Here is an 18,782-nt window from a genome sequence, read left to right on the forward strand (position 1 = left end):
TATTTTTTTAAAATAATATATAAAAAGAATCGATTGAGTAAAAATGATTTTACCTAATCGATTCTTTTTTTTGGCTGAGAATTATGTCCCAGCCCCTTTAAACTGTTTATAATTAACGAATCGCATGATAACCAGCGTCAACATGAATATTTTCGCCAGTTACACCACTTGAAAAATCACTCAATAAGTATGCAGCCGTTTTACCAACTTCCTCTTGGTTTACATTACGTTGTAACGGTGCACGTTGTTCGATTTCTTTTAAAATAGATGTAAAGTTTCCTACACCACGTGAGCTTAATGTTTTAATAGGACCAGCAGAAATACAATTGACGCGAATATTATCTTGACCTAAATCAGCGGCTAAATATTTGACGCTTGCTTCTAAACTTGCTTTTGCAATCCCCATCACGTTGTAGTTCGGTACCGCAAACTCACCACCGATATATGAAGAGGTCACGATGCTACCGCCATCATTCATGATTTTGCGTGCTTCACGCGCAACGATAGTAAGTGAATAAGAACTAATGTCTTGTGCTAATAAGAAACCGTCACGAGATGTTTCAGAATAACGTCCACGTAATTCCTCAACACGTGCAAAAGCGATTGAATGGAATACGCCATCTATATTACCAACGTCTTTACCGATTTGTTCAAATCCTTTTTCTACGTCTTCGTCACTTTGTACATCGATTTGATATACATGTTTTTCTTTTTGATTGAGTTGATCGATTAATTTATCTAATTCATTAAAACTACGTTCTTTACGGTATGTAAATACAAGATTTGCTCCTAATTCGTCTAAAACTTTCGCGACGCCAAAACCAATACTTCTTTTATTGGCGATCCCCATAATGACATATGTTTTACCTTCTAAATTCATCACAATGAATTACTCCTTTAAAATAAAATTTGCTATATTACTTTAATTTTAACATCTGGTCTTAAATTTTAAAAATCAAATCTCTTTAAAATGAAAAACAAGCAAAATACTCACTATGATTTAGAGCATTCTGCTTGTCTTCATTTACTTAAACATCTCTAATTCGATTTTCAGTTGATCGACATATTCTTTAGAGCCTGTCACAATGAGGCGATCGCCATATTGTAATTTCGTATCCCCGTGTGGCACGATAGATTCATTATTTCGTATGATTCTGACAAAGATAATATCACCATCAAACGGGAAATTACGTAACTGCGTTTGGTCAAACGCATAATTAAACATCCCAATTTCATAAATGGATGTTTCTACATTACTTAACAAGTTAAGCATGTTTGGTGTTTCAATCATTCCTTTTAGTAAAATTTGATTACTTTGGAAATTACTAAAAATTTCAATTCCTTGTGACTTTAATGTTTGTTCCTCATCATTTGTTTCTAAACGACAAATGACACGTTCAACACCGAACTCTTTAGCCATTAATGCCACTTTTCTATTAATCGCATCATCATTTGTTGAACACACCACAATGTCACTTTCAAACAAACCTAAACGCTCTAACATTTTTGATTCGTAATCTGCAATTTCGACCATTGTGATTTCGTCTGATAAAATACGGTGGTCTGTTAAATCTTTACGATAATATAATGTGACCTTGTATAGATGCGATTGTAAACTTTGTGCAATAGGAATAGACAATTGATTCTTCCCAATCATTGCTACTTTAATTGAGCGTTGCATCTCATCTGGTAATGGAAACATCTTTTTAAAGACGATGGGTACGAACACACACGTAACCACAGCACTTAAAATTAAAATCCCTGAAATATCTGAACTAATTGTTCCTAAACGCTCCGCAATTTTGGCAGCTGCGATAACCAATGACAACGTTGAAGTCAATAAAAATGCTGAAGCAATGGTTGTCTTCATATCAAACCACTTTTTAATGATGAGTACAGGAATTAATTTTGAAATTAAAAATGCAAAAATTAATACTGGAATGATAATGAGAATCGTTGGATTTTTAATTAACGATGGAATGTCTAAATCCACCCCTACCATAATAAAGAATATTGGGATAAAGAAGCCATATCCAAATGAGTCTAACTTCTCTACTAACTCTTTATCAGGTTGCAATAACGAAACGACAACACCGGCTAAAAATGCTCCTAAAATATGTTCCGCGCCAACACCTTCAGCAAGTGCAACTAATAAAATAATCAGAGCAAATACCGCACGAATGCCGATTTGCGTCGTTCCAGCCATTAATTTATTCAGAAATGGTGCTTTTTTGAATAAACCACCTACGACGTAAAAGACGATTGTAAACACGACTAAAATACCAATTAGCCAAATCGTGCCACCACCTTTGGCATGAATAGCACCATAAACAGTAAGTAGTAACATGGTTGCCAAATCAGCAAGAACAGCAACAAGCAAAATAAACTGTCCGATTGTCGTACTCATAATATTCATTTCTTTTAACGTGGGCACAACAACACCCAGTGAAATTGTAGAAATGATAATGATCATAAGTAGCACGTCATTAATTAAGCCAATCCACATAAAGCCAAATGCAAGAACAATAGATATTGCCATTATAAATATAAACACATAAAATGCGAGTGATAAATGACTCGGTCCTTGCGTTTGTTCTTTTTTAGGTTTCCCTTTTTCTTTCTTGAAGGCATTAAAATCTATTTCTAAACCACTTAAGAACATTAAAAAGATAAACCCTAATGTTGAAAGTATATTTAGAACATCATCTATATGTACTAAATGTAAAAATGAATTACCAATCACAATACCCATCAAAATTTCTGCCACAACAACAGGTAAAAATGAAATCCTTAGTCGATTGACTAAAATGGGCGTGAGTAGTGCAGCGATAATCACTACAACAAGCGATACAAATTCCATAGGCCCCTCCTTATACCAAATATGTCATAAAAGTAGTTGCGAGTCCGAAATAGATCAGCATACTCACAATGTCGTTTATCGTTGTGATAAAAGGCCCGCTTGCAACAGCTGGGTCAATACCAATTTTATTCATAATAAGTGGAATCACTGAACCTATCGTTGTTCCTACTGTCATCGCAATGGTCAAACTACTACCGACGATTAAACCAAGAATAGGTTCACGATAGATAAGTAAAATAATAAAAAATAAACTTGTTGCACAGCAGATACCTGTTAACAGTCCACTACCTGATTCACGCAGTGCAAGTTTAAATTTACTCTTTTCATCAATTTCACCAGTCGAAATATTACGTACAGCAACGGCAAGTGATTGTGTTCCTGAATTCCCTGACATCCCACTGATAATTGGAATAAATGCAGCAAGTAATGCTACTTTTTCTAATGTTTCTTCAAAAGATCCTAAAATTGAAGCTGTAATCATACCGAGCACAGTTAAAATCATTAACCATGGTAAACGCTTTAAAGCTGTTTTAACAATTGAATCATCAGTCGAATCGATATCCGAAACCCCGGCTAAACGTGAGTAGTCCTCACTCGCCTCTTCATCCATAACATCGACGATATCGTCAATTGTAATGATACCCAACAAATGATTTTGATAATCCACAACCGGCATCGCGATAAAGTCATAATCTCGCATCGTTTGCGCAACATCTTCTTGGTCATCCGCGACATTTGCGCTAATGACACGTTCACTCATAATATCTTCAATGTAGGCATCATTTTCGGCTACAATTAAATCTCTTAAAGAAATTACACCGACAAGTTTTTTCTGTTCATCTACAACGAAAATAACGTAAATTGTCTCAGCGTCTGGTGCTTGTTCTTTAACCCGCATCATTGCTTCATGAACTGGCGTATTAATTGTTAACGAAATAAATTCCGTTGTCATAATACCGCCGGCGGTATCTTCATCATAATGTAATAAAGCTTTAATTTCAGAAGCGTCTTCTTTATTCATGAGTAATAGTAAACTCGCGATTTTACGCTTCGTTAGTTGGTTTAAAATATCAACGGCATTATCATATGACATATGTTCAAGAATTTGACTTGCATACGTTGCATTCATTTCCTCGAATAAATCTTCATAAGCTTCTTCATCTATTTCTAAATGCTCGAAAAATTCTGCGACTTCTTCAGGTGAAAGGAATTGATACATTTTCTGACGAATATCACTTTCACTTTCCTCGAAATATTCACTTTGTTCATACGAGTGGAGTTCAAGAAATGCGTGTCGAAACCCATCAATATCATTCTTTAAAATGTATTCATCAAGTAACGCTTTATCATACATTTCTTCATCGTCTAAAACTAATTGCTCTCTTTCATCCATCATTTTGGCCACCTCCATCTCTCATGTTTCTTACAAAGTCATCAACAATTGGTGAAAATCAGGATGATTATTTTTGATATGTACGACCGCCTTTGTAATTGGATGTGTAAATTTAATTTCTGCACATTTTAGTAATTGTGTGGCATGCATAGGATGCGGGTTCCCGTATAATCCATCTCCCACTATAGGTGCTCCTATATGTTGAAAATGCACACGAATTTGATGTGTTCTTCCCGTAACAAGTTTAACACGGCATAAAGTATAAGTCTTGAAGTTTTTAATAGGCCAGTACAACGTTTTCGCATATTTGCCATCGTTTGAAATACTGCGTGTGATAATACTATTTTGTGTTCTTGCAATAGGCGCCTCAATCTCATCATAGTGAGTTAAAGTTCCCTCACATATACATTCATAATATTTGTCGATGTCTGTATGTGTCATTAAATGGTGCAAATGACGTGATTTGGCAAATATCACAATGCCCATCGTATGACGATCTAAACGCGTGACAATATGTGGTATCCCTTTTTCTTGATAGTTTTGCATATGGTTTAGTGCTTGCTCCACTAAACTGTGATGCGGATGTTCACGTGAGGGTGCACTATTTTGATGCGCAGGTTTTGCAACAATTAAAAGCCATGCATCTTCATAAAGTATTGTTAACGGCGCATCGAAGGGGATTAAGTTGTCACTCGGCACTTCTTCAGGTAAATGCACTTCAACTTTATCTCCTACAGTAAGCATTTCTCTTACTGTGACAGGTTGCTGATTAACAAGTAAAGCGCCATTTTGTTTAATGGCGCTAATCGTCTTTTTAGAAAACTGTTGCTCATATAAAAATGTTTTAAGTTGCATATTTTCTTGAATCGTATACGTAAATATCATACATCATCGCCACTTGAAATAAACGAATCATGCACACGTTTCCAAAATGGAAAAGGTCTAAAACGCGCAAAACGGATTTTTTCATTGGCAACACGGTATTGTATTGCGTTTACGTTTTTGTGCTTAATACTCACATGGTCGATGGTTGTTAATATTGAATCATGATTCACTGGCTTAATATGACACGTATGATGCTTAGGTAGCACTAAAGGTGATCCAACCGTTCTAAATACCCGATTATTAATCGATGCAATTTCTGCAATTTGAATCGCTTCTAAAGACGGATGTATTAATGCCCCTCCTAACGCTTTATTATAAGCTGTTGAACCTGATGGTGTCGAAATACACAACCCATCACCTCGAAAACGCTCAAAATGTTGCCCTCGAATGTCTAAATCAACGACAAGCGTTGTACCGTTTTCAGTTTTCATTGTTGCTTCATTCAGCGCCAGGTGTCGTGTTTCATATCCTTTATCATTATACCTTACAATGATTTCAAGTAAGGGATATTCAATAACTTGAAACTCAGAATTGTTAATTTCAATAATAAGTTTCTCTACTTCATGTGGTAACCAATCCGCATAAAATCCGAGATGACCCGTGTGAATCCCTACAAATGCACATCTAGATAACATATGACTATATTGGTGAAAGGCTTGCAATAACGTGCCATCTCCACCAACAGAAATGACAATTTCAGGATTGTCGTGATCTTCAATCATTTTAAAGTCGCGCATATGACTCAACATTTTATGCTTTAACGCTTCTGATTTGGCATCGCCCTTAGACAAAATAACAAAACGCATTACTCCACCCCACGGTTTTCATGCTTATCTGCACGTTTTTTGGAATAGAACTTTTGAGCTTCTTTAATTTCTTCTTTAATTTCAGACATTTCTTCATCGAGTAGAAAAGCCGCTTCAGCTGCACGTTCTAAACGCTTTTGAATTTCAGGAGGATAATCTCCATCATATTTGTATCGCAAAGTATGTTCAATTGTTGCCCAAAAATTCATCGCCAAAGTTCTGATTTGGATTTCAGCTAGAATAGATTTTTGACCTTCTAGCGTTTCAATTGGATATTCAATAATCACATGGTACGAACGATATCCACTTTGTTTCGTGTCTTTAATGTAATCACGCTCTTCAACTACTTTAAAATCTTTTCGTTGTCTTAAAAGCTCCACAACTTTATCAATATCATCCACAAATTGACACATCATACGTAATCCAGCAATGTCATACATTTCTTCACGCAGACGGTCAAATGGAATGCCCCTTTTATTCGCCTTATCAATGATACTTGTAATCGGTTTAACACGCCCAGTAACGAATTCAATAGGCGAATTATGTTCGGTCACTTGATACTCTTTTCGTAACCCTTTAAGTTTTATTTTAAGTTCATCAATGGCTTGACGATAAGGCGCAAGAAAAATTTCCCACTGGTTCATTTTACCTCACTCCGCTTCATACTAACTCAAAAGTCTCTTCAACGGCTGATACAAATGCATTACCATAATTGGAGTTACCTTCGATATTATCTAGTAAGTAGTCTAATTCATCTTTAAATTGTGTTAATTTTATCGTATCGTTTATCACAATTTGTTTATCTCTATGCTCATGAAGCATAGACCAAGTTTCCTGAACAAATATGAGATATGAAAACGAGGACCCATTATCCATTAAATAAACGAAAGAAAAATGATCACTATCAACAATCATTTGACCGACTTCAGTCAAACCTTCAGTTGACTTATCTGTATAACATAATACTTGATTATCTTGAATTTTAATTTCATTAACATAAATACGCATACGTTCTCCTCCTATATGGGGCTTTAAAACAAAAAGACCCATATTTACATTGTTCAGTTTTATATGACTCAATAATTGCGAGTAAAAATTCACAACCTTAATATCATACTTGTTGATAGCATCAATACTTTCCTTGATTCCTATCGCTATTTTTTAATATGAGGCAAACTGCCTTATCATAATACAGTTTAACATAATTCTTAACACGTCTCATCGACTATCACTCAAATTGTAAATACTTTTAAACACATGCAAACTTAGGCATAATATGGATTAAGGAGTGAACACGAATGGCAATCGAACAAGAAATTGAATTTAAACAGTTGTTAACTTTATCCCAATACGAAGATTTCAAAGCATCTTATTTTACGAATACTGAACCTAAAACTCAAGTTAACTATTATATTGATACGCCTGATTTTCAAATTCAATCTCAAAAAATGGCCCTACGGATAAGAGTGAAAGACGGCAAACCGAATGAAATGACGTTAAAAGTACCGTTGTCAGTCGGTTTAAATGAATACAATTTTGAGACGTCCATCGAACCTACAGAAGGGTTGCGTATTGATGAAAATCACATTCCGAGTGATATTTTAAATATTTTACAAAAAAATCATATTTCCGTTAAGTCATTAAAAGTCTTAGGCGCATTAAAAACGGTGCGTTATGAAAAAATTTTAGAAGATGGATTACTTGTCTTAGATCATAGTCTCTATCTTGGAAAAGAAGATTTTGAATTGGAATTTGAAGTCAAAGATTACGATAAAGGAAAACAAGCTTTTGAAACATTACTAAACCAATTTCAATTAATTCATATCGAACCCAAAAATAAAGTACGACGCTTTTTTGAATATCAAGCTTTTATAAATCAGCGTGAACACAAATAGGCATTGTATAAGTGTTTTTACTTTGATATGTAAAAATTCATGTTATTATTTATGTATATCAAAACTAACGATTAAGGTGATGAAATGCCTCCAACACCGTATGAAGTGATTGGTCAAGATGCTTTATATAAGATGATTGACCATTTTTATATTTTAGTTGAACAAGATGATCGAATAAATCATTTATTTCCAGGGGATTTTAACGAAACAAGTCGCAAACAAAAGCAATTTCTCACTCAATTTTTAGGTGGGCCAAGTTTATATACTGATGAACACGGGCACCCCATGTTACGAAAACGTCATTTACCTTTTAAAATTGATGAAGCAGCGAAAAATGCTTGGTTAGAAAATATGCAGATCGCTATAGACAATGCACAATTACCCCATGGTGTGGGTGATTACTTGTATGAGCGTTTAAAGTTAACCGCATCACATATGGTTAACACAGAATATTAATTGTAGGTGAAAATATGACGAAAGAATTACGAGCTGTTGTTCATAGTTGTCAAGAAGAAGCGAATACGAATCTTTCTCCTGTGAGCAAAATTGAAATTTATTCTTTTTTCGATCCTTTTAGCAAAGATAGCTTTAAATTATCTGCCGTTTTATCGAAATTAAAAATTGAATACAGCCAATATATCCGCATTCGTCATATCCTAAATCCTTCCTTACGGGTGTTGACCAAATGCCAAGCACAGAGTACATGTGACCGTGACAATATTGCGCTAGCATTCAAAGCGGCAGAATTACAAGGACGTGCACGTGCACATCGTTTTATGCATCTCATTCAAAATGAAATTATTCCAAAACCAGATATTGTCACAGAAGCTATGATATCTAAATGTATCGTCAATGCTGGATTGGATTATGATGTATTTCAGGAGGATTTAATTCATGGTAATTTACGTGAAAGCTTAAAAGTTGATTTGCATATTGCACGTGAAATGGAAGTTGATATGGCACCTTCCCTCGTATTTTTCAACGAGGATATTCAAGAGGAAGGATTAAAAGTTGAAGGACTGTATCCGTATCACATCTATACGTATATCATTAATGAGATGATGGGATGTCAAATTGAAAAACAACTCCCACCAAAATTAGCAACATACATTCATCAAAAACAATTAGTTACTGAAGAAGAACTATTAACCATTTATGAATGGCCTGAGAAGACATTAAAAAAAGAATTAAAGAAATTGCTCTTACAACAGAAGATTGAAAAGATAAAGTATCCTGGTGGAGAATTTTGGAAGTCTAAAATGTAAGATAAAGATATATATATATTTATAAAGTTGGAACATTGTTTTGTTCCAACTTTTTTGTGTAAAAAAGCATAAAAAAAACGCCGTGTTCTGACACGGCGCTAAACAAAGGGGATGGGAGAAATTTTTCACTTCAAACAAAGGGGTATGTTTGTTATGTGATTAATTTCATGCTCATAATATATCACGTGTTCACAAACGATTCAACCCTTTAATGCCCAAAAATGCAACTTTTCACAAATCCGTCAAATTGTAAACGGATTCAACCCCCTCAAGCTTTCATTAATTTTTCAAAAGCGTCTAATTTTTCCTCAAAAACCTTACATGCATCTTCAATAGGTTGTGGCGTTGTCATATCGACACCCGCATTTTTTAAAATTTCGATTGGATAATTAGAGCTTCCTTTTTTCAAAAATTCATTTATATAACGTTCGACTGCAGGTTGTCCTTCAGTCAATATTTGATGACTTAAACTTTGAGCGGCACTGTATCCTGTCGCATATTGATAAACGTAGTAGTTCATATAGAAATGTGGAATACGTGACCACTCTTTACTAATGTTTTCGTCTGTTTCAACAGTGTCTCCAAAATATTGACGATTTAATTTGGCGTATTCGTCATTCATGCGTGTCGCTGTTAGTGGTTCTCCTGCTTCTTCAATTTGGTGAATTTTATGTTCAAACTCTGCAAACATCGTTTGACGGAATAATGTTGCACGGAAACGTTCTAATTCTTGATTTAAGAGTAATAAACGTCGCTTATCATCCAAGTGCTTATCCATATAATGACTTAACAATGCTTCATTACATGTAGATGCGACTTCCGCTACAAAGATGGTATAGTCACTTTGATTAGAAGGTTGGTTTTTACGGCTAAAGTAACTATGCGCAGAATGACCAAATTCATGAACAAGCGTATATAAATCAGAAACAGTATTAGACCAGTTCAATAAAATGAATGGGTTCGTTTTGTGAGCCCCTGATGAATATCCACCTGAACGTTTACCTTTATTTTCATAAACATCCACCCATCGATTTTGTAAACCTTCTTTGACGACATTGAGATACTCTTCACCCATTGGTTCTAGGCCTTTTAACATCCATTCCACTGCTTCATCATATGGCATGTCAAATTGAATATCTTTCACCATAGGTGTATACATATCGTACATTTTCAAGTCATCTATACCGAGTAGTGTTTTACGAAGTTTCGTATATCGATGTAATAGTGGTAAATATTTATGTACCGTTTTAACAAGGTTGTCATACACTTCTTCAGGAATGTGCGTGCGACTTAAAGCTTGCTCACGCGCTGTTTTATAATGATGTGCACGCGCATTAAACACGTGTTTTTTAACTTCCCCAGCAAGCGTTGCACCTAATGTGTTATTGTATGCACCGTATGCTTTGTATACATTGTTGTAAGCCGATTCACGTAATACACGATCATCAGATTCTAAATATTTAATAAATGTTCCTTGTGTTAAAGGGTGTTTCTGTCCATCTTTATCTGTAACATCTTCAAATGTTAAATCTGCATTATCGAACATACTAAACACATTGCTTGGTGTTGATAGTGCGTCTTGAGCTTCTGTTAGCAGTTTCTCTTTATCTGCATCTAATACATGTGGACGTTGTTCGTTAATTAATTTTAAATCGAACTCAAAGCGCTTTAATCCTTCATGCGATGAAATAAACGATTGTAATCGTGCTTCTTCAATTTGGAGTAGCTCTGGAACTAAAAAACTCCATGCCGAACTAAGTTTTATAGCCAATTGATGTGCGCGCGCTTCAAAACCAGTATATTTATCATTCGCTGTATCTTGATCTTGTTTTAAATGCGCATAAACATAAACTTCTTCAAGCTCTGTTTCAATTTCATCTTCTAAACGTAGTGCTTCGTAAAGCGTTTCAGCATCATCACCCAAGTGACCTTTAAAAGCTTCTTCTTTACCAAGGTAACCTTCGACTTTTTTAAAGGCCGCTTCCCATGCTTCATCACTTTCAAAAATCGTAGTTAAATCCCAAGTATATTCCGGGTGTTGTTGTTCTTGTTCTGAACGTGTAAGTTGTTGTGTCATCGTTTTTTCCTCCTCTAAAGATGATATTACTGTTATTTTCTCATTTTTAAATTCAGATTGCACTTTTAAACTATGTTACATTCAATATTTTTAAATATGCATGAATCATCATATTCATTTTATGCACATAATCGACCTTTTTTTCTGCAAAATACCGCGGCTTTAAACACTGCTTAACAGAAATATGAGGAATGACACCTTTGTTTAACGCTTTTAATACCGTTAATTGCCATAGTATCGGATTGGTCACAAAATAGATTTGTTCTGGAAAAACAAACCCGGTTAATTTGATCACTTGGTCATCAGTCAGCTGTAATTGATACATTAAAGAGAGATGTGGTTCAAGTACGCTATGTTTCATTCGACATTGTGCAATAAAAGCCTCTATATGGGATCTAGATAGCTTCCTGACGACTGTAGGTGTACATGTATTGTTTACTCGTGTAAACCAATCTTTAACGTTGACGTACTGTTGTACCCCTATAAAACGATTTGCTTTTACAGGTATAAGTTGGGACAATTCAATAATCTTCGTCCCATCTTGACTAAGACAATATAATGTGTGCGTGTCAGGATGTATTACCGATTGATGACGTTGTAACAGTTCGTACATTCCATATTTGAACTTAGGTAATTCTGTTAACCAAATGACGTGATAGCCGAGTTGTGATAACTTTTCAGTCCTTTTTTGAAGTGTATTGATGTTAATCGGACTTAATTGAATTTCAATGGCCCATCGTCCTACAGTTAAATCGGGAATTTGACGGATCTCCTCAATATACGGTTCTAACTGAACGTCATGGTACCATTGTTTTAGCAATGTATAAACTTGCTGTTTCATTGTATGATGATGTATGGATTCACCACTGTGATGATACAGATGGAATGGCTTTTTGTGATGAGCAAAATGTGGAACCATCTTTACCCCTTTCTTTAAAATAAGTTGTGCTTTGCATATTGGACAAAAATATTGATTTTGTTTAGACGCATCACATGCATGGATTTGTTTGTTATAAAGATCCATCGCAGTTAACATGAACATCACCTCATGGTTATACTCGCAAAACAACAACCAATTACTTTTAAAATTTCACTTTGAGTAAACACTAAGATTAAGTAGTGTGATGGAGTCAGATAATACAATCATTTCCATGCAATAAAAAAACGCCCATATTTCTATGGGCGCCTCGTTATTTTTAACTTGATTTATCTGTAAAGTAACGTTTCACTTGTTCAATGACATTGTGACTCATAATAATTTTACCGTAATCATTTAAATATACTTCTGTTTTGTCTGAAGGCTCGGCATATTCAAGCACTTGACCATAAAAGTCATGAATAGGCTCTTCAGTTACATCTTGATCAAAATGAACCATATAGTAATATTCATTATTCACCATATATAATAAATCTTCATATGTTGTTAAATTTTGATTGTTTTGATGTGCGTATGCGATAAGTGTTTCTAAACTGTCAAATTTAAATACCAATGTTTTTGATGCTAACGCATGACTTTGTGTTTCTGATGTGGCTTGTTGTGATGATGCTTCATCCTCAACTGTATTATCATGAGTATCCGTTGTATGTGATTTTAAAGACTGTGCTAAAAGTTCATTTAACTGACTGTCAAACTCATCTAACGCATGATCTTCTTCAGACATTTGCATTAATTCATCGTTTTTAGATTTAGATATTGTTACTTCTACACCTTTTTCAAAAGCGTGAACTTGAATCCAAAGCGGGCCTTCAACAACAAAGTCCTCTTCTTGATTGATTTCTTCCATCATAGACCAAAAGAATTCTTCACCACGTTTGCGGTTCGTCCATAAGTCTTCACGTTTAAATCCACGTGCTTCAATATCTTTATATGTGATGAATAACTTTACAGTCATATCATCAATACGCTCTATTCTCATATCATCTCACTCCTCACAGTCGATGAATAGTAACCCTATTGTAGTAGACAAATTCAAAAAATACAATCTATTTGTTTATAGTATGCAATCTTTGTAAAAGTAATTTTATTTACCCCCTATGTCCTGACTTTACACAAAACATCATCCATAAACATTTCAAATTACTTCCGTAAAAAAACAAAAAACGAGCAACGCGTCATGACGTTACTCGATATCTCATACAAACCTAAATAGATTCATGATATTTAAATTAATCAACCATACGTTGTGCTTCTTGTAATTGGAACGTACGTACTTTTCGAGGTAAGAAGCGACGAATTTCATCTTCATTATACCCTACTTGTAAACGCTTATCGTCTAAGATAATCGGACGGCGTAAAATGCCAGGATTATCTTGAATGATGCCATATAAATCTTGTAATGGTAAAGCGTCGATATCGACGTTCAATTTTTGATACGTTTTAGAACGTGTAGAGATAATTTCATCTGTACCGTCTTCAGTCATTTTTAAAATTTGTTTTATTTCATCTAATGTTAAATGCTCAGAAAAAATATTTCGCTCCGTATACGGAATGTCATGTTCTTGTAACCATGCTTTCGCTTTACGGCAAGATGTGCAACTTGGTGAAGTAAATAATGTTACCATACATCTCACTCTCCTAATTGAATAAAAATTCATTAAAATTTTAACGTTTTAGTTTGTTTGCTCAATATATGTTTAAACAACTCAAATCTTTTTCTGTTTTTCTAACGCTATAGTTATATTATAGACAATCAACATTAAAATTAAATGAGAAATCTGTAAAAATAGTATTTATTTTAAATTATCAGTCTTTAGTATGAGACGATTCATTTACGATTTCTTATTACTTATCATATCATAACTTACAAACTAAGAAAATACTGTTACAATAGTAATGATTACCTTGAAAGAAAGTAGGCATTGTATATATGAAAACATTATTCTCAGGAATTCAACCGAGCGGTATCCCCACGCTAGGGAATTATATTGGGGCTTTAAAACAATTTGTTGATATTCAAGAAGACTACGATTGTTATTTTTGTATTGTAGATCAACATGCAATCACGGTGCCTCAAGACCGTTTAAAATTACGCCAACAAACACGTCAACTTGCTGCAATTTATTTAGCTGCTGGTCTTAACCCAGAAAAAATTACATTGTTCATACAGTCTGAAGTACCAGCACATGTACAAGCTGGTTGGATGCTTACAACCATTTCTTCTATTGGTGAGCTTGAGCGTATGACTCAATTTAAAGATAAAGCGCAAAAACAAAACGACGGTATTCCTGCTGGTTTATTAACGTACCCACCTTTAATGGCAGCGGACATTATTTTGTACAATACAGACATTGTTCCTGTTGGGGATGACCAAAAACAACATATTGAACTTACGCGGAATTTAGTTGACCGTTTCAATAGTCGTTATAACGATATATTAACTAAACCGGAAATTAAAATGCCAAAAGTTGGGGGACGTATTATGAGCTTACAAGACCCAACTAAAAAGATGAGTAAAAGTGATGATAACCAAAAGAATTTTATCTCTTTATTAGACGAGCCTCATATTGCTGCAAAAAAAATCAAAAGTGCAGTCACAGATTCTGATGGCCAAGTAAAATACGATAAAGAAAATAAACCTGGTATTTCTAACTTACTCACAATATATTCTAGCCTTACTAATGCATCCATTGACACGTTGGAAACACGTTATGCAAATGAAGGTTATGGTAAATTTAAAGGTGATCTGGCTGAAATCGTTGCAAACTTTTTAACAGACTTCCAAGCCAAATATAATGAATTCTATCAATCTGAACGTTTAGATGATATTTTAGATGAAGGTCGAGAAAAAGCCCATCGTACATCATATAAAACACTTAAAAAGATGGAAAAAGCGATGGGACTAGGACGTAAACGCAAATAAAAAAACTGCACCCTTACTGAGATGAAGGGTGCAGTTTTTTTATTTTTCTTTCTTTTTACCTGTATCACGATCAATCGATTTATCAATATATGTGTACTTTAATGATGTATCGCCACCAATATTATGGTAACGTAGGTTTTTCACTTGTGGATTAGTTAAATGTGCTTCACCTTTTTGATATACAGGTGCAATTGGCGCTTCATCCAATAGTAATTCTTCAGCTTTAATGAGCATTTGATTACGTTCATCTGGTTTTTGGAGTAATTCACCATTGGCTTTTTTAAGCAACGCATCATACTCCTTATTGCCCCATCCTGTATTATTCGAAGCGTTTCCTGTAGTCATTATATTTAAGAATGTCAATGGGTCTGGATAATCCGGTCCCCATCCTGATAATGAAATTTCATAGTTTTCACTTTGTTCACGCGCTAAACGTTGTTTAAATGGCAATTGTTGAATTTTTACCGTTACCCCCGGTAAATTAGATTCAACTTGCGCTTTAATAAATTCAGCAGAAATTTTCGATGCTGGTGTATCTTCAGTATTTAAAGTGAATGTAAATTTATCTTTACCTAATTCTTTTTTAGCTTTTTCAAAATTGTCTTTTGCTTTTTTAGGATCATATTTTAAAGGTGAGTGAATTTGATCAGTGAAGTCTTTACCATTCGGTGCATCAGCTGTGCCTTTAGCCGTAAAACCGTCAACTTCCTTAGAACCGTTGTTCAACACAGAATCTACATAGTCCTTTTTATTAATCGCTTGTGCAAAAGCCAGTCTCATATGACGGTTTTTGAGTTCAGGTACTTTGCCTTGATTTAATTTCAAGTAGAATGTGGATGCTAATAAACGTTTTTTCAATGCGGGTTCATCTTTATACTTTTCTACTTGTTCTGCAGAGATTGTTGTATCGTCAACAGATCCTGTATCATAAAGTGACGCCCCTGCTTGACCGTCTTTTAATACTTTATAATTTACTTTATCAAGTTTCACAACATCCTTATCCCAATATTTATCATTTTTTACTAATATAATTTTATCTTCTACAGCCCAGTCTTTAACTTTAAATGGACCATTGTACACACTTTTATCTTCAGATGTCCCATAACGTTCGCCATATTTTTTCACAACTTTTTCATTTTGAGGCATGAACGTCGCAAATGCTAACATTTCTTTATAATATGGAACAGGTTTAGTCAACTCAAAACGGAGCGTATGATCGTCTATCGCTTTCACACCTAAGTCATTTAAACCCTTTTTCCCCATATTAACGGCCTCGGCATTTTTAATATCATACATAATATATGCATATTCTGAAGCTGTGTTAGGATCTAAAACGCGCTTCCAAGCAAACTCAAAATCATGTGCAGTTACAGGATCACCATTAGACCATTTTGCATCTTTACGTAAATGAATGGTCCACGTTTTACCACCATTACTGATTTCTGGATCGCCTTTAGCCACACCTGGCTCTGCTTTATCTTCTGCGTTCATGACGTATAAGCCTTCATAAACTTGATTGAATTTATCAAAACTTACCGTATCCGTCACTTTTGCTGTATCTAAAGATGACATATCTTGTGGAATGACTTTACGAAATACTTGACCTTTATTATCATAAATGCCTTCTGCGTTGCCACATGCACTTAAAATTAACATGGCGATAATACTTGATATTAATATTCTCCATTTCCCTTGTTTCAATTGAAATTCCCCCTTTCTCTATGTTATACGTGTATTTCCTGTTGATTTTTAAATGCCTTTAATTCTTCTTCCGTTGCGAGGACATAATGATTTGGTGAAAAGGCTTTTAATTCTCTAGATGCATCTGGATTTTTTTCACCTTCATACGCAAAACGTTTTCTTGAACGTTCACTATCAGGATCTGGCTGAGGAACGGCAGAGAGTAATGATTTCGTATAAGGGTGTAGCGGTTGATTATAAATCTCATCTGCTGGTCCAAGCTCCACAATTTTACCTAAATGCATGACCGCAATACGGTCTGAAATATATTTCACCATGGATAAGTCATGTGCAATAAACAAAAACGTAATATTCCGTTCACGTTGTAATTTTTGCATTAAATTTACTACTTGTGCTTGAATCGATACATCCAGAGCTGAAATGGGTTCATCTGCAATAATAAATTCTGGTTCTACAGCTAAAGCGCGCGCAATACCAATACGTTGACGTTGTCCACCTGAGAACTCATGTGGATAACGATTGGCATGACTTTTACGTAAGCCAACGGTTTCAAGTAAATCGTACACGCGTTTTTTTCTATCTTTTTTATCTTTTGCAAGTCCATGAATATCTATACCTTCTGCGACAATATCCATGACTTTGAGCCTTGGGTTGAGCGACGCATATGGATCTTGGAAAATCATTTGGATTTTCTTATTGAACTTCAGTAAGTCTTTTCTTTTTTTAATACTTTGTATATTAACCCCTTCGTATAGCACCTGACCGTCTGTGACATCATTCAATTTAATAATCGCCTTTCCTGTTGTGGATTTACCCGAGCCAGATTCACCAACAAGTCCGAACGTTTCCCCTTTATAAATATCAAATGAAATATCATCAATCGCGCGTACTTCATTACGTTTACCTTGATTAAAATATTGTTTTAAGTTTTTGACTTCTACTAAAATCTCTTTTTCCACCATTAAAACGACACCCTTTCTACACGTTCTGGTTTCGCAAAATTATTAGGCATAGGACGTTGTTTACGCTTGACTAATTCTGGTGGGTCCACTTTTGGTGCCCGTTCATCTAACAACCACGAACGCACATAATGCGTTGGTGACACACGATACCATGGTGGTGCTTCTTTAAAATCTATGGCCAATGCATACTCACTACGAGCTGCAAACGCATCTCCTTTTGGTGGATGAACTAAATCCGGTGGCGATCCAGGAATCGCACGTAAAGCTGTTGAGCCCTCTGTTTCTAGGTCAGGCATTGATGATAATAGTCCCCACGTATACGGATGTTTCGGGTCATAAAATATTTCATCCACATCCCCCGTTTCAATCATCTGTCCGCCATACATAACCGCAACACGGTCTGCAACATTTGCAACGACACCTAAATCATGCGTGATGAAAATAATTGATGTATCAATCTTATGTTGGAGCTCTTTCATTAAATCTAAAATTTGTGCTTGCATGGTCACATCTAAAGCGGTTGTCGGTTCATCTGCAATCAGAATTTTTGGTTCACACGCAAGTGCTAATGCAATGACGATACGTTGACGTTGTCCTCCAGAAAATTGATGTGGATATGCATTGAATCGTTCTTTCACACGTTTTAAACCCACCAATTCTAACAATTCGATGGCGCGCTTTTTCGCATCAGCCTTATTTAAACCGATATGTTTAATAATAGGTTCCATGACTTGTTTTCCAATTTTCATAGTAGGATTCAGTGATGTCATTGGATCTTGGAAAATCATCGAAATTTCTTTACCACGCAACTTCATTAATTCTTTTTCTGATTTTTTGGTTAAGTCTTCGCCATTAAACATAATACTGCCTTGTTTTATGCGACCTGACTTACCTTGGAACAATTTCGTAATAGCTTTTGTCGTTACAGATTTACCTGAACCCGACTCACCTACAATCGCTAATGTTTCCCCTTTGTTTAAATAAAAATCTACACCACGAACCGCTTGCACTTCCCCTACTTCGATATCAAAAGAGACATGCAAGTCATTTACTTCAATTACACGTTCTGACATTTGTC

The 18,782-nt window shown here is 35.1% G+C and carries 18 protein-coding genes; 4 read left to right on the forward strand and 14 right to left on the reverse strand.

Translation table 11 applies throughout. The annotated features are described in order from the left end of the window. Positions 1 to 112 precede the first annotated feature (112 nt). The 7 genes from fabI to CD172_RS05590 form a co-directional block, all read right to left on the reverse strand. A complete protein-coding gene (fabI, locus tag CD172_RS05560; protein WP_037565912.1) occupies positions 113 to 883 on the reverse strand; it encodes an enoyl-ACP reductase FabI in 771 nt (256 codons plus the stop codon). Between the two features lie 141 nt (positions 884 to 1,024). Then, positions 1,025 to 2,860 (reverse strand): monovalent cation:proton antiporter family protein, encoded by a 1,836-nt coding sequence (locus CD172_RS05565; protein ID WP_103345731.1) that lies wholly within the window; start codon positions 2,858 to 2,860, stop codon positions 1,025 to 1,027. A 10-nt stretch (positions 2,861 to 2,870) separates the two neighbouring features. Further along, complete coding sequence (mgtE, locus tag CD172_RS05570) at positions 2,871 to 4,256, reverse strand: magnesium transporter (protein WP_103345732.1); 1,386 nt, start codon at positions 4,254 to 4,256, stop codon at positions 2,871 to 2,873. A 27-nt stretch (positions 4,257 to 4,283) separates the two neighbouring features. Further along, positions 4,284 to 5,138, reverse strand: coding sequence for an RluA family pseudouridine synthase (locus CD172_RS05575; protein ID WP_103345733.1), 855 nt, complete (start codon positions 5,136 to 5,138; stop codon positions 4,284 to 4,286). Beyond that, positions 5,135 to 5,944 (reverse strand): NAD kinase, encoded by an 810-nt coding sequence (locus CD172_RS05580; protein ID WP_037565901.1) that lies wholly within the window; start codon positions 5,942 to 5,944, stop codon positions 5,135 to 5,137. Before CD172_RS05580 ends, CD172_RS05575 begins: the two co-directional genes overlap by 4 nt. Next, entirely contained in the window at positions 5,944 to 6,588 is a 645-nt protein-coding gene (gene yjbM, locus CD172_RS05585; protein WP_037565898.1) for a GTP diphosphokinase, read from the reverse strand. Before yjbM ends, CD172_RS05580 begins: the two co-directional genes overlap by 1 nt. Before the next feature lie 16 nt (positions 6,589 to 6,604). After that, positions 6,605 to 6,952: a UPF0738 family protein gene (locus CD172_RS05590; RefSeq protein ID WP_103345734.1), complete on the reverse strand. Its 348-nt coding sequence runs from the start codon at positions 6,950 to 6,952 to the stop codon at positions 6,605 to 6,607. Positions 6,953 to 7,242: 290 nt separating this feature from the next. On the opposite strand from CD172_RS05590, the gene CD172_RS05595 reads away from it, so the two are divergent. From CD172_RS05595 to yjbH, 3 genes are all read left to right on the forward strand, one after another. Then, positions 7,243 to 7,839 (forward strand): CYTH domain-containing protein, encoded by a 597-nt coding sequence (locus CD172_RS05595; protein ID WP_103345735.1) that lies wholly within the window; start codon positions 7,243 to 7,245, stop codon positions 7,837 to 7,839. An 84-nt stretch (positions 7,840 to 7,923) separates the two neighbouring features. After that, on the forward strand, positions 7,924 to 8,295 hold the full coding sequence (locus CD172_RS05600) for a truncated hemoglobin YjbI (RefSeq protein WP_060550684.1): 372 nt from the start codon (positions 7,924 to 7,926) through the stop codon (positions 8,293 to 8,295). A gap of 14 nt (positions 8,296 to 8,309) precedes the next feature. Then, on the forward strand, positions 8,310 to 9,104 hold the full coding sequence (yjbH, locus tag CD172_RS05605) for a protease adaptor protein YjbH (RefSeq protein ID WP_037565888.1): 795 nt from the start codon (positions 8,310 to 8,312) through the stop codon (positions 9,102 to 9,104). A gap of 268 nt (positions 9,105 to 9,372) precedes the next feature. Here the strand turns inward: yjbH and pepF are convergent, their stop codons facing one another. From pepF to spxA, 4 genes are all read right to left on the reverse strand, one after another. Further along, the gene (gene pepF / locus CD172_RS05610) at positions 9,373 to 11,181 is read right to left on the reverse strand and encodes an oligoendopeptidase F (protein ID WP_103345736.1); all 1,809 of its coding nucleotides are present in this window, start codon (positions 11,179 to 11,181) and stop codon (positions 9,373 to 9,375) included. Positions 11,182 to 11,251: 70 nt separating this feature from the next. Then, positions 11,252 to 12,217 (reverse strand): competence protein CoiA, encoded by a 966-nt coding sequence (locus CD172_RS05615; RefSeq protein ID WP_157950623.1) that lies wholly within the window; start codon positions 12,215 to 12,217, stop codon positions 11,252 to 11,254. Between the two features lie 160 nt (positions 12,218 to 12,377). Continuing rightward, positions 12,378 to 13,097, reverse strand: a complete 720-nt coding sequence (gene mecA / locus CD172_RS05620) for an adaptor protein MecA (protein WP_037565882.1) — start codon at positions 13,095 to 13,097, stop codon at positions 12,378 to 12,380. Between the two features lie 250 nt (positions 13,098 to 13,347). Then, positions 13,348 to 13,743, reverse strand: coding sequence for a transcriptional regulator SpxA (gene spxA, locus CD172_RS05625; RefSeq protein ID WP_037565881.1), 396 nt, complete (start codon positions 13,741 to 13,743; stop codon positions 13,348 to 13,350). Positions 13,744 to 14,048: 305 nt separating this feature from the next. On the opposite strand from spxA, the gene trpS reads away from it, so the two are divergent. After that, complete coding sequence (gene trpS / locus CD172_RS05630) at positions 14,049 to 15,041, forward strand: tryptophan--tRNA ligase (RefSeq protein ID WP_060550679.1); 993 nt, start codon at positions 14,049 to 14,051, stop codon at positions 15,039 to 15,041. Between the two features lie 39 nt (positions 15,042 to 15,080). Here the strand turns inward: trpS and CD172_RS05635 are convergent, their stop codons facing one another. The 3 genes from CD172_RS05635 to CD172_RS05645 form a co-directional block, all read right to left on the reverse strand. Then, entirely contained in the window at positions 15,081 to 16,697 is a 1,617-nt protein-coding gene (locus CD172_RS05635; RefSeq protein WP_103345756.1) for a peptide ABC transporter substrate-binding protein, read from the reverse strand. A 68-nt stretch (positions 16,698 to 16,765) separates the two neighbouring features. Beyond that, positions 16,766 to 17,704: an ABC transporter ATP-binding protein gene (locus CD172_RS05640; RefSeq protein ID WP_060550678.1), complete on the reverse strand. Its 939-nt coding sequence runs from the start codon at positions 17,702 to 17,704 to the stop codon at positions 16,766 to 16,768. Further along, positions 17,704 to 18,777, reverse strand: coding sequence for an ABC transporter ATP-binding protein (locus CD172_RS05645; RefSeq protein WP_103345738.1), 1,074 nt, complete (start codon positions 18,775 to 18,777; stop codon positions 17,704 to 17,706). Before CD172_RS05645 ends, CD172_RS05640 begins: the two co-directional genes overlap by 1 nt. Positions 18,778 to 18,782: the final 5 nt, after the last annotated feature.

This window comes from Staphylococcus agnetis (assembly GCF_002901865.1).
GTDB lineage: Bacteria > Bacillota > Bacilli > Staphylococcales > Staphylococcaceae > Staphylococcus > Staphylococcus agnetis.